Source organism: Croceivirga sp. ABH4_376 (genome assembly GCF_056160685.1).
In genome coordinates this window covers 289,351-312,523 of record NZ_JBSWXQ010000003.1, presented here as the reverse complement: position 1 = coordinate 312,523, position 23,173 = coordinate 289,351, and the positions used below count along the sequence as shown (strand labels likewise).

Annotated in this window: 25 protein-coding genes; 23 read left to right on the top strand and 2 right to left on the bottom strand. The window is 36.4% G+C overall.

The features are described 5' to 3' along the window. Positions 1 to 37 precede the first annotated feature (37 nt). On the top strand, positions 38 to 925 hold the full coding sequence (locus ACXAGS_RS09895; RefSeq protein WP_474906417.1) for a LysR family transcriptional regulator: 888 nt from the start codon (positions 38 to 40) through the stop codon (positions 923 to 925). 41 nt (positions 926 to 966) lie between these two features. Then, on the top strand, positions 967 to 1,524 hold the full coding sequence (locus tag ACXAGS_RS09890) for a nitroreductase family protein (RefSeq protein WP_474906415.1): 558 nt from the start codon (positions 967 to 969) through the stop codon (positions 1,522 to 1,524). Here the strand turns inward: ACXAGS_RS09890 and ACXAGS_RS09885 are convergent. Continuing rightward, entirely contained in the window at positions 1,521 to 2,036 is a 516-nt protein-coding gene (locus tag ACXAGS_RS09885; protein ID WP_474906413.1) for a DUF456 domain-containing protein, read from the bottom strand. The two genes, ACXAGS_RS09890 and ACXAGS_RS09885, sit on opposite strands and share 4 nt — an antisense overlap. Before the next feature lie 111 nt (positions 2,037 to 2,147). Between ACXAGS_RS09885 and ACXAGS_RS09880 the strand changes: the two genes are divergently transcribed. From ACXAGS_RS09880 to ACXAGS_RS09780, 21 genes are all read left to right on the top strand, one after another. Further along, complete coding sequence (locus ACXAGS_RS09880; RefSeq protein WP_474906411.1) at positions 2,148 to 2,585, top strand: hypothetical protein; 438 nt, start codon at positions 2,148 to 2,150, stop codon at positions 2,583 to 2,585. 90 nt (positions 2,586 to 2,675) lie between these two features. After that, positions 2,676 to 4,901 (top strand): TonB-dependent receptor, encoded by a 2,226-nt coding sequence (locus ACXAGS_RS09875; protein WP_474906409.1) that lies wholly within the window; start codon positions 2,676 to 2,678, stop codon positions 4,899 to 4,901. Positions 4,902 to 5,092: 191 nt separating this feature from the next. Continuing rightward, positions 5,093 to 5,452, top strand: a complete 360-nt coding sequence (locus tag ACXAGS_RS09870) for a BlaI/MecI/CopY family transcriptional regulator (protein WP_474906407.1) — start codon at positions 5,093 to 5,095, stop codon at positions 5,450 to 5,452. A gap of 39 nt (positions 5,453 to 5,491) precedes the next feature. Next, the gene (locus ACXAGS_RS09865; RefSeq protein ID WP_474906405.1) at positions 5,492 to 7,687 is read left to right on the top strand and encodes a TonB family protein; all 2,196 of its coding nucleotides are present in this window, start codon (positions 5,492 to 5,494) and stop codon (positions 7,685 to 7,687) included. 1 nt (position 7,688) lies between these two features. Next, positions 7,689 to 8,828 (top strand): tetratricopeptide repeat protein, encoded by a 1,140-nt coding sequence (locus ACXAGS_RS09860; RefSeq protein ID WP_474906403.1) that lies wholly within the window; start codon positions 7,689 to 7,691, stop codon positions 8,826 to 8,828. 41 nt (positions 8,829 to 8,869) lie between these two features. Then, the gene (locus ACXAGS_RS09855) at positions 8,870 to 9,349 is read left to right on the top strand and encodes a hypothetical protein (RefSeq protein ID WP_474906401.1); all 480 of its coding nucleotides are present in this window, start codon (positions 8,870 to 8,872) and stop codon (positions 9,347 to 9,349) included. Beyond that, a complete protein-coding gene (gene ruvC, locus ACXAGS_RS09850) occupies positions 9,350 to 9,904 on the top strand; it encodes a crossover junction endodeoxyribonuclease RuvC (protein ID WP_474906399.1) in 555 nt (184 codons plus the stop codon). It abuts the gene before it with no gap. 10 nt (positions 9,905 to 9,914) lie between these two features. Further along, positions 9,915 to 11,045 carry a radical SAM family heme chaperone HemW gene (gene hemW, locus ACXAGS_RS09845; protein WP_474906397.1) on the top strand — a complete coding sequence of 377 codons (1,131 nt, stop codon included), beginning with the start codon at positions 9,915 to 9,917 and terminating at the stop codon, positions 11,043 to 11,045. A 2-nt stretch (positions 11,046 to 11,047) separates the two neighbouring features. Next, on the top strand, positions 11,048 to 11,797 hold the full coding sequence (locus tag ACXAGS_RS09840) for a cyclase family protein (RefSeq protein ID WP_474906395.1): 750 nt from the start codon (positions 11,048 to 11,050) through the stop codon (positions 11,795 to 11,797). An 18-nt stretch (positions 11,798 to 11,815) separates the two neighbouring features. Beyond that, entirely contained in the window at positions 11,816 to 12,439 is a 624-nt protein-coding gene (locus tag ACXAGS_RS09835; protein ID WP_010518641.1) for a DUF4230 domain-containing protein, read from the top strand. Between the two features lie 12 nt (positions 12,440 to 12,451). Further along, entirely contained in the window at positions 12,452 to 12,847 is a 396-nt protein-coding gene (locus ACXAGS_RS09830) for a Dabb family protein (RefSeq protein WP_474906392.1), read from the top strand. Next, on the top strand, positions 12,848 to 13,207 hold the full coding sequence (locus tag ACXAGS_RS09825) for an MmcQ/YjbR family DNA-binding protein (RefSeq protein ID WP_474906390.1): 360 nt from the start codon (positions 12,848 to 12,850) through the stop codon (positions 13,205 to 13,207). It begins immediately after the preceding gene. A gap of 150 nt (positions 13,208 to 13,357) precedes the next feature. Then, positions 13,358 to 13,756: a response regulator gene (locus tag ACXAGS_RS09820; RefSeq protein ID WP_474906388.1), complete on the top strand. Its 399-nt coding sequence runs from the start codon at positions 13,358 to 13,360 to the stop codon at positions 13,754 to 13,756. A 79-nt stretch (positions 13,757 to 13,835) separates the two neighbouring features. After that, the gene (locus ACXAGS_RS09815; RefSeq protein WP_474906386.1) at positions 13,836 to 14,378 is read left to right on the top strand and encodes a heme NO-binding domain-containing protein; all 543 of its coding nucleotides are present in this window, start codon (positions 13,836 to 13,838) and stop codon (positions 14,376 to 14,378) included. Then, positions 14,371 to 16,719, top strand: a complete 2,349-nt coding sequence (locus ACXAGS_RS09810) for a PAS domain S-box protein (RefSeq protein WP_474906384.1) — start codon at positions 14,371 to 14,373, stop codon at positions 16,717 to 16,719. Before ACXAGS_RS09815 ends, ACXAGS_RS09810 begins: the two co-directional genes overlap by 8 nt. Beyond that, the gene (locus ACXAGS_RS09805) at positions 16,719 to 17,843 is read left to right on the top strand and encodes an FIST signal transduction protein (RefSeq protein ID WP_474906382.1); all 1,125 of its coding nucleotides are present in this window, start codon (positions 16,719 to 16,721) and stop codon (positions 17,841 to 17,843) included. The genes ACXAGS_RS09810 and ACXAGS_RS09805 overlap by 1 nt, the downstream gene beginning before the upstream one ends. 1 nt (position 17,844) lies before the next feature. Next, positions 17,845 to 18,897, top strand: coding sequence for a sensor histidine kinase (locus ACXAGS_RS09800; RefSeq protein WP_474906380.1), 1,053 nt, complete (start codon positions 17,845 to 17,847; stop codon positions 18,895 to 18,897). Next, entirely contained in the window at positions 18,897 to 19,217 is a 321-nt protein-coding gene (locus ACXAGS_RS09795) for an Hpt domain-containing protein (protein WP_474906378.1), read from the top strand. Before ACXAGS_RS09800 ends, ACXAGS_RS09795 begins: the two co-directional genes overlap by 1 nt. Before the next feature lie 6 nt (positions 19,218 to 19,223). Further along, positions 19,224 to 19,946 carry a LytR/AlgR family response regulator transcription factor gene (locus ACXAGS_RS09790; RefSeq protein WP_474906376.1) on the top strand — a complete coding sequence of 241 codons (723 nt, stop codon included), beginning with the start codon at positions 19,224 to 19,226 and terminating at the stop codon, positions 19,944 to 19,946. Positions 19,947 to 20,020: 74 nt separating this feature from the next. Next, a complete protein-coding gene (locus ACXAGS_RS09785; RefSeq protein ID WP_474906374.1) occupies positions 20,021 to 20,323 on the top strand; it encodes an STAS domain-containing protein in 303 nt (100 codons plus the stop codon). Between the two features lie 4 nt (positions 20,324 to 20,327). Next, positions 20,328 to 20,654 (top strand): Hpt domain-containing protein, encoded by a 327-nt coding sequence (locus ACXAGS_RS09780; protein WP_474906372.1) that lies wholly within the window; start codon positions 20,328 to 20,330, stop codon positions 20,652 to 20,654. A 70-nt stretch (positions 20,655 to 20,724) separates the two neighbouring features. Here ACXAGS_RS09780 and ACXAGS_RS09775 read toward each other — a convergent pair whose 3' ends face one another. Continuing rightward, positions 20,725 to 22,809 (bottom strand): tetratricopeptide repeat protein, encoded by a 2,085-nt coding sequence (locus tag ACXAGS_RS09775; RefSeq protein ID WP_474906370.1) that lies wholly within the window; start codon positions 22,807 to 22,809, stop codon positions 20,725 to 20,727. Positions 22,810 to 23,173: the final 364 nt, after the last annotated feature.

Below are 23,173 nucleotides of genomic sequence, written 5' to 3'. Positions count from 1 at the left end.
TAATTGGTAATACTTATTTTTGTAATAAATGATAACTATGAATTATCAAATTGAATTGCGCCATCTTAATTATTTCTTGGCCGTAGCAGAGAGTTTACACTTTAGAAAAGCTGCAGAACGCTTATTTATAAGTCAGCCTGGATTAAGCACACAAATAAAGCAGTTAGAACAAGCTTTGCATACCCAGTTGTTTGTACGAGATAAACGAAAAGTTGCACTGACCCCTGCTGGAGAATATTTTAAGACGGAGGTAGAGTATCTGCTCAACCATTTGGAATTAACCAAAAAACAAGTAAAGCATATTGGTAATGGAGAATTGGGCGAATTGCGTATAGGATTCTTGGGTTCGGCCATGCAACAAGTTATTCCACATTTATTGCTTCGGCTAAAAAAGCGGTTTCCAAAAATTAACACCACATTAGATGAGTTATCCAATACCGCACAGTTAAACGCTATTTTAAAAGACAAATTAGATTTGGGCTTTGTGCGTTTATCCCGAGTACCTAAAGGGGTGGCTTTGGCACCTGTTTTTGAGGATACGTTTTCTTTGGTTTTGCCTCAAAACCATTCAATTAACAAGGAAAATTTTAAGGGAATGCATCAATTTAAAAAAGAGGAATTTATCTTGTTCAGTGCTGCCTATAGTCCACTGTATTATGATACGGTCATGAGTATTTGCGAAGATGCAGGCTATGTACCAAAAGTCTCACATAAATCTGTACACGCACAAACTATTTTTAAGTTGGTAGAAAATGGTTTGGGTATCGCTATAATACCCACGCAATTACAAAATGGATTTGATATGGCGGTGAAATTTATTGAGCTAAATAAAATAAAGCAAAAAGCGATTTTAAGTGTAATCTGGAAGTTAGATAATAGAAATCCTGTCTTAAAACAGGGTGTTGATCTGTTGTTAAGAAACTAAAAGGGGCAATAGCATTTCTTATTTTTGAAAAAAAGTAACAGATGATATTCGATTTAATAGCAAATAGACGTTCGGTTTTTCCGCCGCAATTTATAGATAAACCTATAGCCAAAGAAACCTTAGAGAAAATTTTGGAGGCGGCTAATTGGGCGCCTACACATAAAAAAACAGAACCATGGCGGTTTAAAGTGTTTACTTCTGCTGAAAAGAAAACCGAACTAGGGAGATTTTTATCAGATAAATACCAAGAGGTAGACCCAAAACCAAAACAGGTTACCATTAAAAAACTACAGGATAACCCAGAACGTTCAGCGGCCGTTATTGCCATTTGTATGCAACGTGATCCAAAAGAGAGCTTACCAGAGTGGGAAGAAATAGCAGCTGTTGGTATGGCCGTACAAAATATGTGGCTGTGTTGCGCAGAATTGGGTATTGGAGCTTACTGGAGTTCGCCAGGCCTTATTAAGTTTATGGATGAATACTTTGATTTTAACGAAGGCGAAAAATGCCTAGGCTTTTTCTATATGGGGTATTTTGATGGAGATTTGCAAGAAGGTCAACGTAGCCCTATTGAAAATAAAGTAACCTGGTTGGATTAGGCGCTAAATGTAAATAATTCAGGACCATATTCTACTGCTTTCCAAATAAAGAGGCCTAGATAGACCAAGGTAACCAAGAATTTTAAAAATGTGCCCGTTAAAAAACCAATAAAGGAACCAAAGGCTGCTTTTAGGGCTCTTTTTTGGTCAGAATTGTGGATTAGTTCGCCCACTAAAGCACCAATAAAGGGCCAGATTATAATGCCAAACGGACCCAGTATAGGGAAGAATATGGCCACTAGCAAGCCCAATATACTACCCCAGATTCCATACTTGCTACCACCAAATTTTTTGGTGCCGGCAGCTGGGATAATATAATCTAGAATTGTAATGGTAAGCGCAATCACCAAAAGAATAATTAGCAACGTCCAATTTTCCGGAACTGCTTTGGTCAAATACAATAAAAGCAAACCTACCCAGCTAATAGGAGGTCCTGGTAAAACCGGTAAAAAACTGCCTAGTACACCAACAAGCATACACAAAAGGCCAATTATAAGTAATACTATGTCCATATTGGTTTATAAGACTAAATTTATGGCAAATTGTTACAATTATAGCGTAAATAAAACCCTAGGTTAAAAAATTCCGTAAGTAGATTAAAGCGTAAAAAAGCAATGCGAACAATGGCTAAATATAGAGGACGGTTAAAAGGGTTTGTAACCCTTCTGGCCTGCTTTTATCTATTGGCCTTAGTGCAGTTTCCGGTATTGGAGCTGGGCCATACGCTATCGCACTCTTTGGCTATTTCTAAAAGTAATACACACTCGCATTTATTTTTTAAAACACATGAAGCTTCAGAAGCGCAACGTTCTTTAGAAGCAATGGCCGGGCATGATCACAATATGTTAGAAACCTTAAAATTAGTGCTGGAATTGGAAGAGAATCCCGTGCCAACAGATAGTTTTAAGTCAGATTTAAAATTAGATAAACACTTTACGCAATACAGCTTTGAGCTCCCAAGATGGGAGCCTGTTTTAGTACCCAAAAATTATGGTTATGTTTTAATGATCTTATCGAAACCAATTTTGGGAATACCTACACCGCCTCCAGACGTTTGTTAGTTGCTTAGCGGTTCAATACTATGCGGTTACTTTATAAACCGGATTATTGGGCAACATTTAAATAGAAACATAACAAACAATCAATATATAATGAAATATTTTATTTGGATAGGTATGCTATTTTGTGTCCTATCTATAAATGCGCAACAATTAAAAGGTACCCTTAAGAATGTGGCGGGTGTACCCCTAGAAGACGCTGGAATTTTTAATAAAACCAATGGTAAGCACAATCATACAAATGCTTTGGGCGAATTTGTATTGGAAGGCACCCAAATAAACGATATGGTCTCGTTTTCTAGATTAGGCTATGCTACTAAAACCATTACAATCAGCCAAGCACACATGCAAAACGGGCTAAACTTAATTTTAGAAGAAAGTAGCATTAATCTGGACCAAATTGTACTTACATCAGATAAAAAGGTACTCACCCAATTGGTAGATGTAGACCTTAAGCAACAGCCCGTAAAATCATCTCAAGAAATTCTAAGAAAAGTACCAGGTTTAATCATAGGTCAGCATGCCGGTGGCGGTAAGGCAGAGCAAATTTTTCTACGTGGTTTTGATGTAGACCACGGAACAGATGTGGCCATAACCGTAGATGGCATGCCCGTGAATATGGTAAGCCATGCGCATGGACAAGGCTATGCAGATTTACATTTTGTAATACCAGAAACTATAGAAAACGTAGATTTTGGTAAAGGCCCGTTTTATGCCCAACAGGGAAATTTTAATACGGCAGGCTACGTAGATTTAGGACTTAAAAAACGTTTGAATACTAACCGAATTAGCTTAGAAGCAGGCCAGTTTGATACCCGTAGGTTATTGGGTATGTTTAATGTATTGGATGGGCAAAACCAATCGGCTTATTTAGCGTCAGAAGTATATTTAACTAACGGTTCGGTAGAATCGCCACAGAATTTTAATCGTATCAATATTTTAGGGCGATACAATGCGCAATTGGCCACAGATTCTGAAGTAACATTAACGGTATCGCATTTTCAAAGCAAATGGGATGCATCCGGTCAAATTCCACAACGTGCCGTAGACCAAGGATTAATATCTCGTTTTGGAGCGATAGACGATACCGAAGGAGGGGAAACATCGCGAAGCAATATCATGTTACGTCATAAAAAGTTTTTGGGCAATGGTAAGAGTTGGCAAACGGATGCCTACGTGTCTAAGTACGATTTTAAATTGTTTTCTAACTTCACCTTTTTCTTAGAAGACCCAGAGAATGGCGACCAGATAATGCAAGAAGAAGATAGAAGTTTACTAGGAGCAAGCACGGTTTTTAAAAACAGCATGGCAACCTTAGGGAATAGTACTTTTGAATACAAAGCAGGCCTTGGTTTTAGGTATGATAATGTAGATGATGTAGCCCTTTCTCGTACACTAAACAGAAAAGAAATTCTGGAACGTTTGGCCTATGGTGATGTAGACGAAACCAATGCAAATGCATTTATAGCTGCAACTTTTACTAGTGGTAAGTTTAGCTTTGAACCGGCCTTGCGCTTAGATTATTTTAAGTTTGACTATGTAAACAGACTTACCGAAACCTACGATAATAAAGGTCAAGAAAAGCTTGCTTTTAGCCCAAAATTCAATACCATTTTTAACGCAACGGAGAACACCCAGTTGTTTGTTAAAACCGGAATAGGGTTTCATAGCAACGATGCAAGGGTAGTGGTGGCCAATAGTGGAGAAGATATTTTGCCGGCAGCCTACGGTGTGGATCTTGGTGTAATTACCAAACCTGCCAAGAATTTAGTTTTGAACGCCACGTTATGGAGTTTGTTCCTAAACCAAGAGTTTGTATATGTGGGTGATGCTGGTATTGTAGAGCCCAGCGGCAAAACCAGAAGAATGGGTGTTGAGGTAGGCGCCCGTTACCAACCTACGGATTGGTTTTATGTGTATACCGATGCCAATTATACCCATGCCAGAAGCACAGAAGAAGCAGAGGGCCAAGATTACATTCCACTTGCACCAGACTTTACGGCAGTGGGTGGACTAAGTCTTGGTAGGGAACAAGGTTTCTCTGGAGGGTTAAACTACCGTTACATAGACGATAGAGCGGCCAATGAAGACAATAGTATTGTTGCAGAAGGCTATTTTGTTACCAATGCTACTTTAAACTACAGTACCCAACAATGGACTTTTGGTCTTATTGTAGAAAACTTATTTGATACCGAATGGAACGAAACGCAATTTGCAACGGAAAGCCGATTGTTTAATGAAACCAACCCGGTAGAAGAAATACATTTTACTCCAGGAACCCCATTTTATTTAAGAGGTAAAATTACCTATCAGTTCTAGAAAAAAAAGACAAAAACCTGCTAAAACGCTCATTAGCAGGTTTTTTTAAATCATTTTTTAACTAAAAAATTAGTTTAAACTAAATATTTAGTTATATTTGAATCGTGTTTAACTAAAAACTTAGTTAAAAAAGAAACAGAAAGTACTTAAGTACGGGTAAATCATTTAGGAGAAAACAATATATAAATAGCATGAAACAACTTACTAAAGCAGAAGAAGAAGTTATGCAAGTGCTTTGGCAACTACAAAAAGCCAACGTAGCGGCCATAATAGACGAATTTAGTGCGCCAAAACCTGCCTACAACACGGTTTCTACCATTGTGCGCATATTAGAAGACAAGGGTTTTGTGAACCATGAAAAAGTAGGTAAGGGGCATGTGTATTATCCACTTGTAAAAAAATCGGATTACAGCAACCAGAGCATCAACAAATTATTGAACGGTTACTTTCAAGGTTCGTTCAGTAGTATGGTGTCGTTTTTTATGAAGAAGAACGACATCAACCTAAAAGAATTAGAAGAAATTCTAGACCAAATTAAGGAAGAAGAATAGCCTTAGAAAAAATAGCAGACCACATTAAAAACACACCTTATGCTTACTTATATATTAGAATGCGTAGCGTTTCAACTTATTTGTCTTCTGGTTTATGATTTATTCCTGAAAAAGGAAACTTTTTTTCAATGGAATCGGGCCTTTTTACTATTAAGCTTTCTGCTATCGCTGGTGTTGCCGTGGGTTAAGATAGAGGCCTTAAAAACCACGGTAAGTAAAGAGGCGGTGTATTACCCTGCCAACTGGTTTGTACAAATGGAAGGCGTAGTAGTAGGAGAAAACACAACAGTCACCGGTTTTTGGGAGCATTTCTCGGCTTGGGAATGGACCTACATTTTTGGTGTTTTAGGCATGGCCGTGTGGTTGGTAGTAAAACTATACAAGATTAGAAAACTACATCTAAAAGGCTTCAAAAAGTACTACCCAGAGTATACGCGGGTTACGGTTCAAGAGAGTAATGTAGCCTTTTCATTCTTTAAATCGATTTTTATGGGCGATGCGTTGCCCAAAAACAAGGAGCAGCAAATATTGGGACACGAGCTGGTGCACATAAAGCAATGGCACTCTTTGGATTTGTTCTTTTTTGAGCTAATGCGTATTGCTTACTGGTTTAATCCGCTAGTGTACGTATATCAAAATAGGGTATCAGAATTACATGAGTTTATTGCAGATGCCAAGGTAGCCAAAGAACATAAAAAAGAACAGTACGCCATCTTGTTGTCCCAAGCTTTTAAGACGGAAAATATCAGTTTTATCAATCAATTTTTCACACAATCATTAATCAAAAAACGAATAGTCATGTTATCAAAACAAAAATCAAAGCGCATTTTTCAATTAAAGTACATCTTGTTGATTCCGCTAGTGCTAGGCATGTTGGTGTATACTTCTTGTGAGGAGGACGGCAAAGAAAATATAAAAGAAGAACAATTAGTAGGTAATAATGACGAAGACCAAGATTTAATCGATGAAATAAGGCGTGATATAATAAAAGCTAAAAAGGAAAGTGACGACTGGTTATTGACCATGATGAAAGAAGTTTCTAATGAAATTGAAGTTTCTGAAAATGGTAATTTACCTATGAATAAGAAAACATATTTTGCACAGTCTTTGCTAATGTATGAGTTAATGTCTACATCAAATGATGAAAATCATGAATATATTTTACCTAATACGGCCAAATACAATGATTATTTAAATAGGTGGGAAGTATTTCAACTTCTTGATGAGGATTTAAAAACTTCGCTAAGAAATACAAACTATAGTATTCGTTTAGTAAAAAAGAAGGATTCCAATTTAGGTCAAGGGGACTGGATTAACGTGGTAAATGTTAAAGACCTTTCTTCATCGGAAATCAATGAAATAAAAAGGGCATTAAAAATCAATGAGGGCACTAAAAGAAACGTTGTACTATTAGATGACAATTTTAGTTTTTTAATAGAAGAGAAAGACTTTAAATTATTAAATCCTGTGATTACTAACTTCATTTTTCATAATGAAAAAGTTCCTTTTAGTGTTATAGACCAAGTCCCGGTATTTCCTGGTTGTGAAAATGCAGCAGATAAAAGGGCTTGTTTTCAAGAAAATATTCAAAACCACATTCGCAAACACTTTAATTACCCCTTAGAGGCACAGGAGCAAAATATCCAGGGCAGGGTTTCTTTAATGTTTACCATACAAGAAGATGGTACCATAGGTAATATTGAAAAACGTGGCCCGCACGCGCTATTGGAAGAAGAAGCAGTACGGATTATAGAATGGTTACCAAAAATGGAGCCGGGCAAACACAAAGGCGAAGTAGTAAGCGTACCTTTTTCTATACCTATTACTTTTAGGTTACAAGAGGAGAATGGTATAGATAACGCAATTGCACAATTTTCTAAAAGAGATACCAATTGGGTGCCGTTTAGGGCAATAGAAAATCCACCAGTTTTTCCTGGATGCGAAGACGCTGCTGATACGAGAGCATGTTTTAGTGAAAAGATGATTAATCACGTTAAAAAGCATTTTAATTATCCGCAAGAAGCAAAAGAAAAGGGCATACAAGGTAGGGTGGCCATTATGTTTGTAATTAACACCAAAGGTGAGATTATAGATATACAAAAACGAGGACCAAGCCCAATTTTAGAGGCAGAGGCAGAGCGAATTATTAAACGTTTGCCTAAAATGCAACCAGCCAGCAATAACGGTGAATTGGCAGATGTAGCTCACTCTATACCCATTACTTTTAAGCTTTAAGATGAAGTCTTTTTTTTCGCTACTGCTGATATTGTTAATGGCAAAAGCCGGAGCTCAAGGTCCGGCCTTTGCCGTGGCAGATAGCCTCTATACAGTTGGTAATTATACTGCAGCCATAAATACCTATGCAGGTTTAGAAGGCGAAAAAGCCAAACTACAGATTGCAAGGGCATATGCTGCATTGGGCAATTCAGAAAAAGCGGTAATGGCATACCAGTCCATAATTACCCCAGATAGTACACAAACCATTGCCATGTTTGAGCTAGGTAAACTATTGGCTGCTAAAAATAAGGCTTCTAGCGACTTGCCGCTTTTTGTACGCCTAACCGCGAATGACCAATCTAACGCCGGATTTTTCTATCATTTGGGGAAAACCCAATTGGCCTTAGGTAACTATAACTCAGGAAAAATAGCGCTCCAAGAAGCCATAGACAAAGACAATACCCATTTAAAGGCTATTTATGTTTTGGCCAAACACCTATTTACCCATGGAGAACCTAGTAACGCCAAGAAAATTATAAACCTTGGATTGCAGACGGCTCCCAAAGATGTTGCACTTTTAAATTTAAAGGCCTTAGTGTATTTTGAAAATGGTAATTATAAAGAAGCAGCTGGTTTGTTTAATGAATTAATTGCCCTAGGAGAAAAGAAACCTTTTATTTTTAAAAAATTGGGATTTGCAGAGAATGCTCTTTGGGAAACACAAAAAGCGGTAGAGGCCTACAGGCAAATGGCCAAATTTCCAGACTACACGGGAGATGCCTATTTGGGTCTGGGAGCGGTGTATTTAAAAGCCAAACAATTTGACAGTGCCACTTACTACTATAAAGAAGGTATTAAAGAAAATACCGTTTCCTTTTCCAAGGAATACGCCAGTTTAGGCCATATTTACAAGTTAAAGGGAAACTTGAAAAAGGCGATGGAGTATTATACCCTGGCATGGAAAGAAGATACCACCAATTCGCATTTTTATTATCAAATCTGTACTTTGGCAGATGCGTATTACAAAGACCCCAAAACCAAGTTGGGCTATTATGAACGTTTGTTAGAACGCTATCCAGAACTGGTGCCCTATTTAAAAGAACGGGCAAAAATTAGAATTACAGAGCTAAAGGAGGAAATACACTTCGCTGCGAATTAATTTCTCTAAATTATCGTAATTTCAGCCCCATAACGGGGAATATGCAACGGATTCTTTTCTTGGTGGTTTTATTGGTATTTACATCCTGTGAGCTTTTTATCTCAAAAGAAAAGCAAATGGAGCGCCGTGTAAACCAAGAGTTAATGGCAATAGATTGGGACTCGGTGGATCAATATCCACTTTTTGACAACTGCGATGAAAACGTCTCAAAGGAAATACAAAAAGCTTGTTTTGAAACCACTATGTTAAATCATTTTGCAAAAGCGTTTAGCGGTTTGCAATTTGAGGTGGAACAAGATATGAACGATACCATAAAGGTAGATTTTTTAATAGACGAACATGGCTTTATTACCATAAGGGATATTGAAGAAAACGGCGAAATTATGTCCGTTCTGCCCAATATAAAACAAGAAATAACCACTCGCCTTAATGATTTGACCACCGTAGCACCGGCTATTAAACAAGGTGTTCCGGTTGGGGTTTCCATAAGGCTGCCCTTGATTTTAAAAACAACAGAATAATTGTCAAAAGAGAAAATAATTTTAGGGATTGATCCGGGTACCACCATCATGGGGTTTGGAATTATTAAGGTGGTTAACAAAAAGATGCATTTTGTTCAAATGAACGAGTTGCTCTTAAATAAATATAAAGATCCTTACATAAAGTTAAAGTTGATTTTTGAGCGTACCATAGAATTAATAGATACTTATAACCCAGATGAAATTGCTATTGAAGCTCCCTTTTACGGTAAAAACGTACAATCCATGCTAAAATTGGGCAGGGCACAAGGCGTAGCAATGGCTGCCGGTTTATCTAGGGAAATTCCTATTACGGAGTATTTTCCCAAGAAAATAAAAATGGCCATTACAGGTAATGGTAACGCAAGCAAGGAGCAGGTGGCTAAGATGCTCAAAGGGCTTTTGGGGTTAAAAACCTTACCAAAAAATTTGGATAGTACAGATGGTTTGGCGGCTGCTGTATGCCATTTTTATAATGAAGGAAGGGTAGAGTTGGGTACCCAATACTCGGGTTGGGAAGCCTTTGTAAAAGCCAATGCCAATAAGGTTAAAAAGTAAATACTTAATCATGAGCGGTATTTACATACACATCCCGTTTTGCAAACAGGCTTGCCATTATTGCGATTTCCATTTTTCTACTTCGCTTAAAAAAAAGGAAGCCGTACTCAATGCCTTAAAAAAAGAACTGGTTTTGCGTAAAGATGAATTAGGTGGTGCCACAATAGAAACTATTTATTTTGGTGGCGGTACGCCCTCCATATTATCAACGGATGAAATATTGGATTTGGTTGGCACTGTACAGGAAAACTACACAATAATAGCAGACCCGGAAATTACGCTAGAAGCCAACCCAGACGATTTATCAATAGAGCGTATAAAAACCTTGGCAGGGTCTCCGGTAAATCGCTTAAGCATAGGCGTGCAATCCTTCTTTGAGAAAGATTTAAAGTTAATGAATCGGGCCCACAATGCTCAAGAAGCCAAACAGGTGTTGGATTGGGCCACGCAGTATTTTAACAACATTAGTATAGATTTAATTTATGGTATTCCAGGACTTACCGATACAGAATGGCAAGAAAATATTAGCATTGCTTTAGCATCTGGAGTACCCCATATTTCTAGTTATGCCCTTACTGTAGAACCTAAAACGGCTTTGGCCAATTTTGTAGCCAAGGGCATTGTGCCAGAGGTAGATGATGAACAAGCACAACGCCAGTTTTTACAATTGGTTAAAGAGTTAGAAAGCAAAGATTTTATTAATTACGAGATTTCTAATTTTGGGAAAGCGGGTTATTTCTCCAAAAACAATACCGCTTATTGGTTGGGTAAATCCTACTTGGGTATTGGGCCTTCTGCACATTCTTTTAACGGTACCCATAGAGGCTGGAACGTCTGTAATAACACAACTTATGTAAAAGCTTTAGAAGCTGATGAGTTGCCAATAGAAATTGAAGAACTTTCCGTAAAGGATCGTTACAATGAATATGTAATGACGGGATTGCGTACCGTTTGGGGAATTTCTTTAACACATATAGCCAAAGAATTTGGACCCAATTACGCTGCGTATGCTAAGATGCAGGCGCAAAAATATGTGGCTGAACATTTACTGTTTTTAGAAGATGATATACTTAGGGCAACACGTAAGGGGAAATTTTTAGTAGACGGAATTGCATCTGATTTATTTATGGTTAAATTATAAGCATGATAGCAACGATAAAACTCAATTCAAAAAATTATAAAATTGATTTAAAAGCACCGTTGGATTTGTCCATACCCATGAAAGGAGATGAAACGGATGTAAATGCATGGTACTTACCGCCAGCTCAGATAAAACCTCATATTGAAGAGGGTTTTGTTGGGAGTGTTAAAGAAGGTGCTTCCATCAATTTTAATACCATAACCTTTAATCCACACGCGCATATTACACATACGGAAACGGTTGGTCATATTTCGGAACAATTGGTTTCTGTTCATGATAAGTTTAAAAAGTATTTTTTCTTGGCAGAGGTAATTACCATTGCTCCTGAAAAGAAAGGAGACGATTGGATTATATCTAAAAAGCAACTTAGTTATGCATTGGGCAAAAAGAAGAGAGAGGCGGTTGTTATTAGGACTTTGCCTAATACCAGAAAGAAAAAATCCAGACAATACGCTAATAGTAATCCTCCTTTTATGTCTGAGGCTGCCGCAAACTTTTTGAAAGAGAAAGGCATACAGCATTTACTGATAGATTTGCCCTCTGTAGACAAGGAAAAAGATGAAGGTGCCCTTGTAGCTCATAAAGCATTCTGGAACGTTACGGGCAAGGTACGAACAAAGGCAACCATCACAGAGTTTATTTATGTGCCCAATAAGGTTGTAGACGGCACTTATTTCTTAAACCTACAACTGGCGGCAATAGTAAACGATGCTTCGCCTAGTAGGCCAATCTTGTACAAGATAATAGATTAGAACACAGTATATTTGGGTATGGATAGTATTGTAGAAGCATTTTTAGGCCTAATTCTTGGTGCCATAATCATGTATTGGGTCTACTCACTTTTCAACAAAAAGAAAAGAAGAGAGCTGGTAGAGCATCAATCCACGGTTATATTAGAAAAAATAAAAAGTGTTTGTAAGCTTACCACCGTGGAAGGTGAATTTGCTGAAATTTACACCTATGAGAATACCAAAGAAGGTTTTATGAGTCTTCTTAGCAGTAAGAAAAAAGCATTGATTGTAATTAATGCCAAAGCCCAAGTAGGGTATGATTTAAAGAAGTTGGAACTGCAAGCGGATACGGAAAATAAAAAAGTATTGCTTTCTAAATTTCCAGAACCCGAAGTACTTTCCATAGAACCAGATTTACAATTTTACGATATTAAAAATGGGTTTTTTAATTCGTTTTCCCCAGATGATTTAACCAAGTTAAACGCAAATGCCAAAGAGCATATAAGGACCAAAATACCCGAAAGCGGTTTATTGGATTCTGCAAAAACAGAAGCGTTGCAAGCAGTACTTTTAATGGAAAAAATAGTAGAGACCATAGGATGGAAGTTAGACTATTCTGCCCTAGAAATATCTAATAGGGACAAACAATTTTTGGAACAATAACCTATAAAAAAAATGAAAAAAACACTTGTAGTATTAACCCTAATTTGTGTTAGCTTTATAGCTAAAGCACAAGACACTAATATGAAAGAATTTGACGGCAATTTTGCCCATGTGGTATATTTCTGGTTTAAAGAACCAAATAATGCAGAAGCAAAGGCCACTTTTGAAGCTTCTCTAAAAAAATTCATGGACAACTCTAAATATGCCAAAACACAATATATTGGTACACCGCCCAAGGCTATTAGAGATGTAGTAGATGATAGCTTTACCTATAATTTAATTGCAACATTTTCTTCTGCAGAAGAACAAGCCAAATATCAAGAAGAGCCTGCACACTTATTATTTATAGAAGAATGTAAAGATTTATGGGAAAAAGTAATTGTCTATGATTCTAATAGCATCGATTAAATGCATATAGAAGCCATTAGAGAATATTGTTTACAAAAAAAGGGGGCAACGGAAACCTTTCCCTTTGATGAAAGTACTTTGGTATTCAAAGTAATGGATAAAATGTTTGCCTTGGCACCCTTGGAGCGCCTGCCCGCCCAAATTAACTTAAAATGTGACCCGGAAAAAGCTGTTGAACTAAGAGAAACTTTTGACGGAGTAGTATTGCCTGGCTATCATATGAATAAAAAGCACTGGAATACGGTTGTCTTAAACAATTTAGAAGCTAGGGAATATAAAGAAATGATTGACCACTCCTATAATTTGGTCGTAGCTAAATTGACCAAAAAACAGAAAGAAGCGCTAGCATCTGCCGAATAATTTAAACAGGCACCTATCTGTAAGAATATTATTATTAACTTCATCGAAACTTTTAGGTTATTCATCGATAGTAAATAACTGTTGATGCTTTAACGCTCTCCCCCATAAGGTTAAAAAAGACAAATTTGTAGTTATCCAAACAAACAAGTAATGAAAGTATTATTCATTGAAGACGATATGATCGAGTGCATGAAAATGCAACGTGCCGTATCCAAGTTCACTACCAAACACCAAATTATAGAGGCCAAAAATGGCGAAGAGGCTTTGAATATTCTTAAGGGAGGTGACTTACCAGATATAATATTTCTAGACTTGAACATGCCAAGGATGAATGGAATAGAATTTCTAACTATTCTAAAAAATGATGAAAAACTTAGATACTTACCTACTATAATTCTTACAACTTCTGAAAACCGAACAGACTTATTGGAATGTTTTAAGATTGGTATTGCAGGATACATTATTAAGCCTTTGAAATACGAAGATTACGAAGATAAAATTAAGAGGGCTTTTCAGTACTGGGAAATTAATGAGCTAATCAAAGGTTAGTACCCAATATACTTCTTTGTTACCTGTATAATAAGTAGTCTATTTCTTACGTTTATCTACAAACTAACGCTGTCTTATTATGAAAGGAATTGTTTTTACCGAGTTTCTTGAAATGGTAGAAGAAACTTTTGGTCTAGAAACCGTTGATAATATCATTGAAAATGCAGATTTACCCTCAGGGGCTGCATATACCGCAGTTGGTACCTATGATTTTAATGAAATGGTACAATTGCTGACGAACTTGAGCCAAGAAACCGAAATTCCGGCGAACGACTTACTGTATACCTTTGGCACCTATTTGTTCAATAGCTTGGCAGGTGTGCATCCAGAGGTGGTAGCTGGCTATAAAGCACCGCTCAATCTTTTATATTCCATAGAAGATCATATTCATGTTCATGTAAAGAAATTATATCCAGATGCAGAACTGCCAACCTTTAAGGTGTTGGAAAAAACGGATAATACCATGGTTATAATCTACAGTTCTTCTAGAGGGCTATATGCATTGGCACATGGATTAATGACCAAAACTTTTGAGCATTTTAATAAGAAGGTAGATGTAGAAATGGAGCTGCTTAACGAGCAGGGAACGGAAGTAAAGTTTTCTATAGTCCAACATGGATAGCAACAAAGAAGTAGAATTACTTAAACGTGCCTTAAAAAGAGAGAAAACAGCGCGTAGGGCAGCAGAGGGTTTGTTAGAAGAAAAATCCAAGCAGCTTTATGACGCATCTATGCATTTACGCGAAGTAAACGGTCGGTTACAAGGTATGCTATCTACTAAAGATTCTCTTTGGGAAGATGCTTTTGTAAATATTATAGACCCCTACGTGGTAATGGATATTTCTGGCAATGTTTTGAGTATGAACCAAAGCGCCAAAGAATTCTTTGGTTTTGACCATGAAAAACAAAGTGTAAATCTTAGATCGCTTGTTCATAAAGACTACGTAGAATACACCAAAAACACTTTTGCCTCTTTAATGCATACGGGTATTATTAAAAATTATAATGCCAAATTAAATACCTTATCTAACGGGGAGCGTTTTGTAAATATGAATGCAAGCCTTATCTATGATGATAAGGGTACCCCTATTGCGGCCCAAGGGGTTATTAGAGATACCACTAGAGAAGTAGAAATTAAGGAGTTGCTAGAAGATCAAAAAAAGCAACAAGATATCATTGTAGAAAATTCTTCTTTGGGCATCTTACTTACGGTAAAGGATGTAATTGTAAAAGCCAATAAGACTTTTGTAGAACTATTGGGTTATTCGGCAACAGAATTGGCTAGTAAAACCTTGGATGACATTTCTTCTGTTGAAGATTTAGATGCGTTGGAACGCATTTTAGAGAGTGATGATACCTCGATAAGTGATAAATATTCTATAGTTAGAAAATTTAGAAAAAAAACAGGTGAGACACTTTATGGAAAAACCTCGGTAAATACCGTTCGCAATAAAGAAGGAGAAATTGTCTATCAAGTAGTAATGATAGAAGATATTACCCAAGATCGTATTGCAGAAGAAAAAATACGTGCTTCTGAGCAGCGAATGTCTACTTTGATCACAAACCTGCAAACAGGAATTCTTTTGGAAGATGCGAACAGGAAAATGGTATTGACCAACAAGAAGTTCTGTGAGCTCTTTAACATACCTATTGCACCAGAAAGCTTGGTTGGTGTAGATTGTAAGGCTTACCTGGAAAAAAGTAAAGATGTCTTTAAAAACCCAGATGCGGTTATCGAAAGATTAAATCACGTATTAGAAGCGCGAGAACTGGTAATGTCAGACGAGATAGAACTTGCAGATGGCCGTACGCTAGAGAGAGATTATATTCCCCTTTACATAGACAATGTTTATCAAGGGCATTTATGGTCTTATAATGATGTTACCATTAAAAAGAACTACCGTAAAAACTTAGAGGCAGAGCGCAGAAAGTATGGCAGCATTGTAGATAACATGAATCTTGGTCTGGTAGAAATAGATGGAGATGGTAATATTCTTATGACCAACGGTCGTTTCTTAGAAATGATTGGGTATTCCAAAGAAGCTATTGTGGGCCAGAATGTGGTGAATCTAATGCAACTAGATGAGGCCAATAGGAATAAAATACGGGAACAAATTAACAAGCGTAAGCATCATGTGTCTGATTCTTATGAGATAGAAATTACAGATTACAATGGTAATCTGCGCCATTGGCTAATAAGTGCCGGCCCCAATTTTGATGAGTCTGGAAACGTTATCGGGTCCATTGGAGTACATTTAGATATTACGGAGCAAAAAGAACTAGAAAAGCAATTAGCTGAAAGTAATAAGGGCTTACAAGAATATGCCCATATTGTTTCTCACGATTTAAAATCGCCCTTAAGAAGTGTTACCGCTTTAATAACATGGTTACAAGAAGACTATGCAGCGGTATTGGATGAAAATGGTAAGAACACCCTAAAAATGATAACGGATAAAATTGAGGGTATGGATAGGCTTATTGGTGGTATTTTAAAATACTCTACAGTAAATAATGATACCCTAGATAGTACCGCTGTTGATTTAAATAAGGTAGTAGAAGAGATTGCAGATATTATTTATATACCAGATAATGTTCAGGTAAAAATTAAGGGAGATTTGCCAACCATACAGGCAGACAAAGTAAAAATGCACCAATTGTTTCAAAATATAATTGGTAATGCCGTGGTAAATATTGATAAAGAGGTTGGATTAGTAGAAGTTTCTGGTAAAGAGACCGCCTCGCATTGGCAATTTAGTATTCAAGATAATGGTGTTGGTATCCCTAAGGAATATCATGAAAAAATCTTTAAAATATTTCAATCTATTGGTAATAATGAAAGAAGTACCGGTATAGGACTATCCATAGTAAAAAAGATTATAGATAGATATCAAGGTAAGGTTTGGTTAGATAGCGAAATTGGTGTAGGTACTACATTCCACTTCACCCTAAAAAAGAATTTGTAATGAAGTTTAATCAAGGTATAAAACAGAAAAATGGAGATTGGGTTTTTACAGAAAAAACACCCCTAGCCAATCCTTTAGTTCTAGTGTTCGGAGACCGGTTTTTACTAGAATCTGAAACGATTTTTGAAGAGATACGGGCAATGTATCCAGACGGGGAACTTGTTTTTGGTTCTACTTCAGGAGAAATATATGACACCAATGTTTTTGAAGAGTCTATAGCAATTACGGCTATTGAGTTTGAAAAAACCCAATTTAAAATAGTAACAGATAATGTAAAAAACTATAATTCCATTGCAGAATTGGGTAGGTCTTTGGCCGAAAAATTGCCACAAGAGAATTTGAATCACATTTTCGTGGTCTCAGATGGTAGTTTTGTAAATGGCAGCCAACTGATCAAGGGTATTGAAGAATTTAGTAGTAATAACGCTCCAATTACCGGTGGTCTTTGTGGAGATGGTGCACGTTTTGAAAGAACGTTAGCCGCTTACAATAGCAACCCAAAAGAAGGAGAGGTTGTTGTAATTGGTTTTTATGGAGAAGAATTGGAAGTAAGTTATGCAAACTACGGTGGTTGGTCCGTATTTGGACCAAACCGATCGGTTACCCGGTCTAAAGACAACGTGCTGTTTGAAATTGATGGGCAGCCAGCATTAGAATTGTATAAAAAATACCTAGGCGAAAAATCTAAAGATTTGCCACAAGCAGCACTACTTTATCCATTATCTGTAAAAGTTGGGGATGATAAACCATTGGTGCGTACCATTTTAAATATAGACGAAAAGACAAATTCTATGATATTGGCCGGAGATGTTCCAGAAGGGGCAATGGTACAATTAATGATGTCTACCATGAACGATATTGCCGAAGCAGCTTCTAAGGCAGCTAATTTGGCAATGGAAAAACGGAGTAAAACACCAGAGTTGGCACTGTTGGTAAGCTGTGTAGGTAGAAAATTGGTTCTAGCAGGCAGAACAGAAGAAGAAATTGAGGAGGTTAGAGAAGTAATTGGTGAAGCAGCTATTATAAGTGGCTTTTATTCTTATGGAGAAATGGCACCCTTTTCTGGTCAATCTAACTGTCTTTTACACAACCAGACTATGACATTAACCTTAATGAGTGAATAGGATGCATTCATTACTTAGAAGACAAATACGTAAATTTTTACCAGACAGTTGTAAAGACAACAAGGATTTAGAAACGTTTCTAGAAGCTGTTAATAGGTCTTATGTGGATTACGATGATAAATTAGATATGATACAACGTGCCACGGCATTAAGTTCAGAAGAATTGTATGAGGCCAACCAACGATTGAACAAAGAAACCGATAGCCAACAAAAAATTCTGGATGCGTTAAGTACTGCAATAGCGGCAATGGAAAACAAAACGGTATCTGATAGTAATGAGATTAAAATAAAGACGTCTGAATTGGTAGAGAATATTGAAAAGCAAACGCAACGTATTATTTCTATAAACCAAGAAAAAGACGAGTTACTTACCAACTTAGAGCGAAAAAATGAAGCTTTAAACAATTATGCCCATATGGTTTCTCATGACCTAAAATCGCCCATAAGGAATATACATTCATTGGTTGGCTGGACCTACGAAGATGGCTCAGAAGATTTTAAGGCTACCTACAAGGAAAATTTTGATTTAATTTTTCAAAATTTAACCAAAATGGACAGCCTAATTAAGGGAATTTTAAAGCATGCTACCATAGATGCACTGGAAGAAGATACCATACCGGTAGATTTAAATGCATTAGTTGCAGAAATACAGCGTACCATCTTTATACCAGAACACGTAGAAATAAGTATCAACGGGGAGCTACCCGTATTAATGGCAGGTAAATATAGGCTGGAACAACTGTTTAAAAACTTGTTGACCAATGCAGTAAGTGCAGTTTCGGAAAAGCCGGAAGGTAAAATTGTTCTATCGGCAGAAAAAGATGGCGATAACTGGTTTTTTACGGTAAAAGATAACGGTAAAGGTATACCTAGGCATTTGCAAGATGGTATTTTTGATATGTTTAAAAAACTAGAAAACGATGCTACAGCTACTGGTATTGGTTTGGCCTTGGTCAAAAAAATAATCAATTATTATAACGGTAAAATCTGGTTAGACTCCCAAAAAGGTCTAGGGGCCATATTTTACTTTACATTGAATTTAAAGGAAGTGTAATGGAACATGTGGTAGACCTGGCTTATCTAAACGATATTTCTGGTGGAAATGATGTGGTAAGGAATAAATTTTTACAGGTAGTAAAAGTAGAGTTTCCACAAGAAAGAGAAGCGTATTTTGATTTAATTAAAACGAAGAAAAACAAAGAAGCTGCAGAGTTAGTTCATAAAATAAAAAATAAATTTGGTATTTTAGGTTTAAATAATGGATACCAAATTGCGGTAAACTACGAAGAAGGCCTAAAAGTAGAAGATTATTCCCTCAAAACTAACTTTGAAACCGTATTAGCTGTAGTTAGCAATTATATTCAGAAAATTTAAAAACACGTGAACTGTATTGTCATAGATGATGAAATGTTGTCCCAAGAAATTATGGGGCAGCTTATAACGGCACATTCCAAGCTAGAAATAGCAGAGAAATTTCCTAGTTGTATAGCAGCATTAAAATATTTGGGGGACCACAAGGTAGATTTAATTTTTCTTGATCTGCATATGAAAGATTTTTCTGGAGTAGATTTTTTGAAAACCATTAGTAATGATCAAAAGGTGGTTTTAACTACATCTGACCCATCATTTGCATCTGCTTCTTATGAATATGATAACATAGTAGATTATTTGGTTAAACCAATAACATCTGATCGCTTTGAAAAAACAGTTTCTAGGATTGAGGCTGCCTTTTCAGAGCAGAAAGCACCTAAAGCGGCCAACCAAGATAAAGAAGAAAGCGGTAGTGCAGGAGATGAGTTGTTCATCAATATAGATAGAAGGCTCATTAAACTAAAATTTAAGGATATCCTATTTATAGAGGCCAAGGGAGACTATATTCACGTAAAAACAATTAAAGAAGACTTTAGGGTACATAGCACTTTAAAAAAGATTAAGGACAAACTTCCAGAGTCTTTGTTCATGCAAATTCACAGGTCTTATGTTATCAATTTCACTAAAATTATTGATATACAGGATAATAGTGTGCTCATAGAGAAAAGTGTAATTCCAATAAGCAGGTCCCAGCGACCAAACCTAATGCAGCGATTAAATTTGCTACAATAACAGCTATTTTTAGCGCAATAAAAGTAAGAAAATACGTTATATATAAACAGTTTTGTTGCGTTTAGTATAACGATATGGCTTTAGAAATTGAAGAGAAAGATGGTGTTGTGGTGTTAAAGGGTATGGTTAATGCCCATAACATTGGTGCCATTTTAATATTTCTACAAGAACGGTTATTGGCAGAACAAAACTTAAAAGTAGACTTAAGTAAAGTACAGCAATTAGATATAAAAGCTGCCTTATTGTTAGAAGAGTTATATAAGGCTTCTAATCTTACAGTAAAAAGAACTCAATTTTATGGAAAGGATAATGCCTGTGTAATGGAAACCTTGAGGTTTACCAAAACCGCTTATATCCTATCAGAATCTAAATCTTGATTTTATGGTAACAGAACAACCTAGCACAACTTACATAGACGATGTAGCTGGCTCTGATGCAGATTTTAGAGCAAGTTTTATTAACATAGTAAAAATGGAATTTCCAGAAGAATACCAATACTATTTACAAATGTATAACGAGGGTAACTTAAAGGAAACCGCAAGTATTGTGCACAAATTAAAGCATAAACTTAATATTGTTGGCTTACAAGAAGGTTACAAGCTGGCCGTAACCTATGAAGAAGAGTTAAAGGAAGGGTCGGCGGCTTTGCATAGTACATTTTTGCCGGTTTTAGATAAAGCAAAAGAATTTATAACCACACTAGAATAAATTAGGTGGGTCTATTTACATAAAAAAAGGGTGCCATTGGCACCCTTTTTTTATGCATGAATTAGTTTTTTTATTTTTCTAGTAGGGCCATATCCTTACCAAAAAGCTGATTAAAGAATAAGGGCTTTTCTGTTATGTTCCATTTAAGTCTTAGCCCCATTTCCGTAAATTGAAATCCGGCCCCAATAGCAGATGCAATATTACTGTACTTTCCATAAGCAGTAAGGCTTAAACGTTTTGTAAAAGCATGTGTAAGCCCACCTTCTGCACGGTAAATCACCGTCATGTCATCCTGTTCTACTTGCTGCAAACCACCAGCAGCACTTACATACCCTTTTGTTTTCTTTGAAAAATCACCTCTTAAATCAAAAAACAACTCCATGTTTTTATAAATAGAAGGACTAAAGTATATGGTGGGTACTTGGTTCTTAAAAGATAGATATTGAAAATTCACCCCAAATTTAAAGGCTGGTTTTTTAAATAGATTATAATACAAAGAGGTAAATAATAATTGCCTAACATTTTCATCTGTCTGTGTGGTATATATGGCTTGGGTGTACCAACCCAAATTAAAATTAGTGCCTAAATTATAGGTAAGACCGTAATGGTTCATGATAATTTCTCTTTTAATCAATTCCGCATTAAAAGCTTGTACTTCTCTTTTATAATTTAGCTCTAGGCTATTTAATTTTAAAGGTTTGGTTTGTAGTTTAAAATCCAATAATGGCGTTACGTAGGTAGTATCTAAAAAACGGGCCGCATACACACCGCCGCTGGCAATTAAATTAATCCTTGGTGCCAATTTGTAGCTGGCCGTACCGGTGAAAGTGTGTGAGCTTGCTTTATTTACGGTAATCTCATTTTCACTATTTCTATATTGGTATAAAACTCCGGTTTTGAACTTAGGGGTTATGGGTACATCTACCGTGGTAGTAGCCGCGTAGGCCACATTGTTGCCATTATCAAAAGTGTATTGGAGCCATTCTTCCGCAATTGGGGTATTTTGTAAATTTAGTTTTTCTATAAAACCAATAGCATCTTTTTGGTTCTCATAAATCTTAAGCGTGTTAAACGCATTTTCATAGGCCGGCACCAAATTGTCATTAGCAAACATGGCGTTGGCTTTTCCCATATTACCGTCAAAAGAGGTACTGTCCCTTTCTAAAATAACATCATAATTTGTAATACTTGTTTTAAAATCTCCCGTATACATGCCTAAGGTTGAGCGTAGCAGAATAGGCCAATTACTCTTGGGATATAGTTTTTCTAAACTATCTATTTTTTTTCTGGCCACAACATATTTTTGGTTCCAGATAAGGGCTTGAATGTACCTATTATAAGTATCTTCTGTTTGTGGATGATTGGCTACCAGGTCTACCTTATTTTTTGCTTTCAACACCGTGTTAAGCGCTGTTTTGTCATCTTCTTTTAGATGATGTGCAAGAGCAATACCGTTTAGTGCAGTAATGCTGTCCGTATGTGTAGTTGCCATTCTTTTATAAGTAGCAATTTGTTTGTCATATTCTTTTGACATTAGGTATAGGTTAGCCAAATTTTGCAAACCTTGTTTGTCTTCAGGAAAGTCTATGAAAACTTTTTTTAACAAAGTTTCTGCTTGTTTGTACTGATCTTGCTTGGATAACAGATAGGCATGGCCTAAATAAATATACTTTCTAGAAACTTTTGCGCCTTCATTTTCGGGTTGCATAGCAATAGCCTTATTTACCCACACTAGGGCATCATCATATTCTTGTAAATTAGAAAGGGTATTGGCCAAACCTAACACGGCACCAAATTTATCCGGATAGTTTTTAACGAGTTTTCTATAATTTGGCTTGGCCTCTTTAAACTGTTTTGCCCATAGAAAAGCTTCGCACCAATTAGATTCTATCTCATAGTCATTTGGGTAATCTGCTTTCATAGCATCAAAATAGCTTATGGCTTCTTCCGGTTTACCACTTAAACCAAAAGCTCTGCCATAACAGATTCTTGCAGATTTATTTTGCGGGTCTTCTTTGAGATAAGCTTCAAAAAAAGTTGCTGCCTCTTTAAATTGTCCAGAATCCAACAATGCAAATCCTTTGGTAATGTCCATCTGTGCATTGGTCATCCAGCAAAAACAGAGAAATAAGATAGATATACTATTTAGCTTCATAAAAAGTAGGTTAAATACTACAATTAGGTAACGATGAAATTTGGATTTTATTGGTGAAAAGGGAGTATGTAAAGTTAAATGATGACCATACACATTCAATAGTAGGCATTTTAACGTTGGTCTACACTTGTTTGTATTTGGGCTAATCTTCTTATAAATGAATACTTAAAACCAAGACTTTTGAGGTATAGAAAAAGATTTACAGCCAGGATAGTATTTCAATTTATGTTAACGAAAACTTAAATCAACGAGTGGGTTTATCTCTTTATGGATAGGAAAATGGTCTAAAATTAACATAATATAAAGAAAAGTAGGATTAAGACTACAATAAATATAAGAATAAGCGTTATATGTATTATGAGCG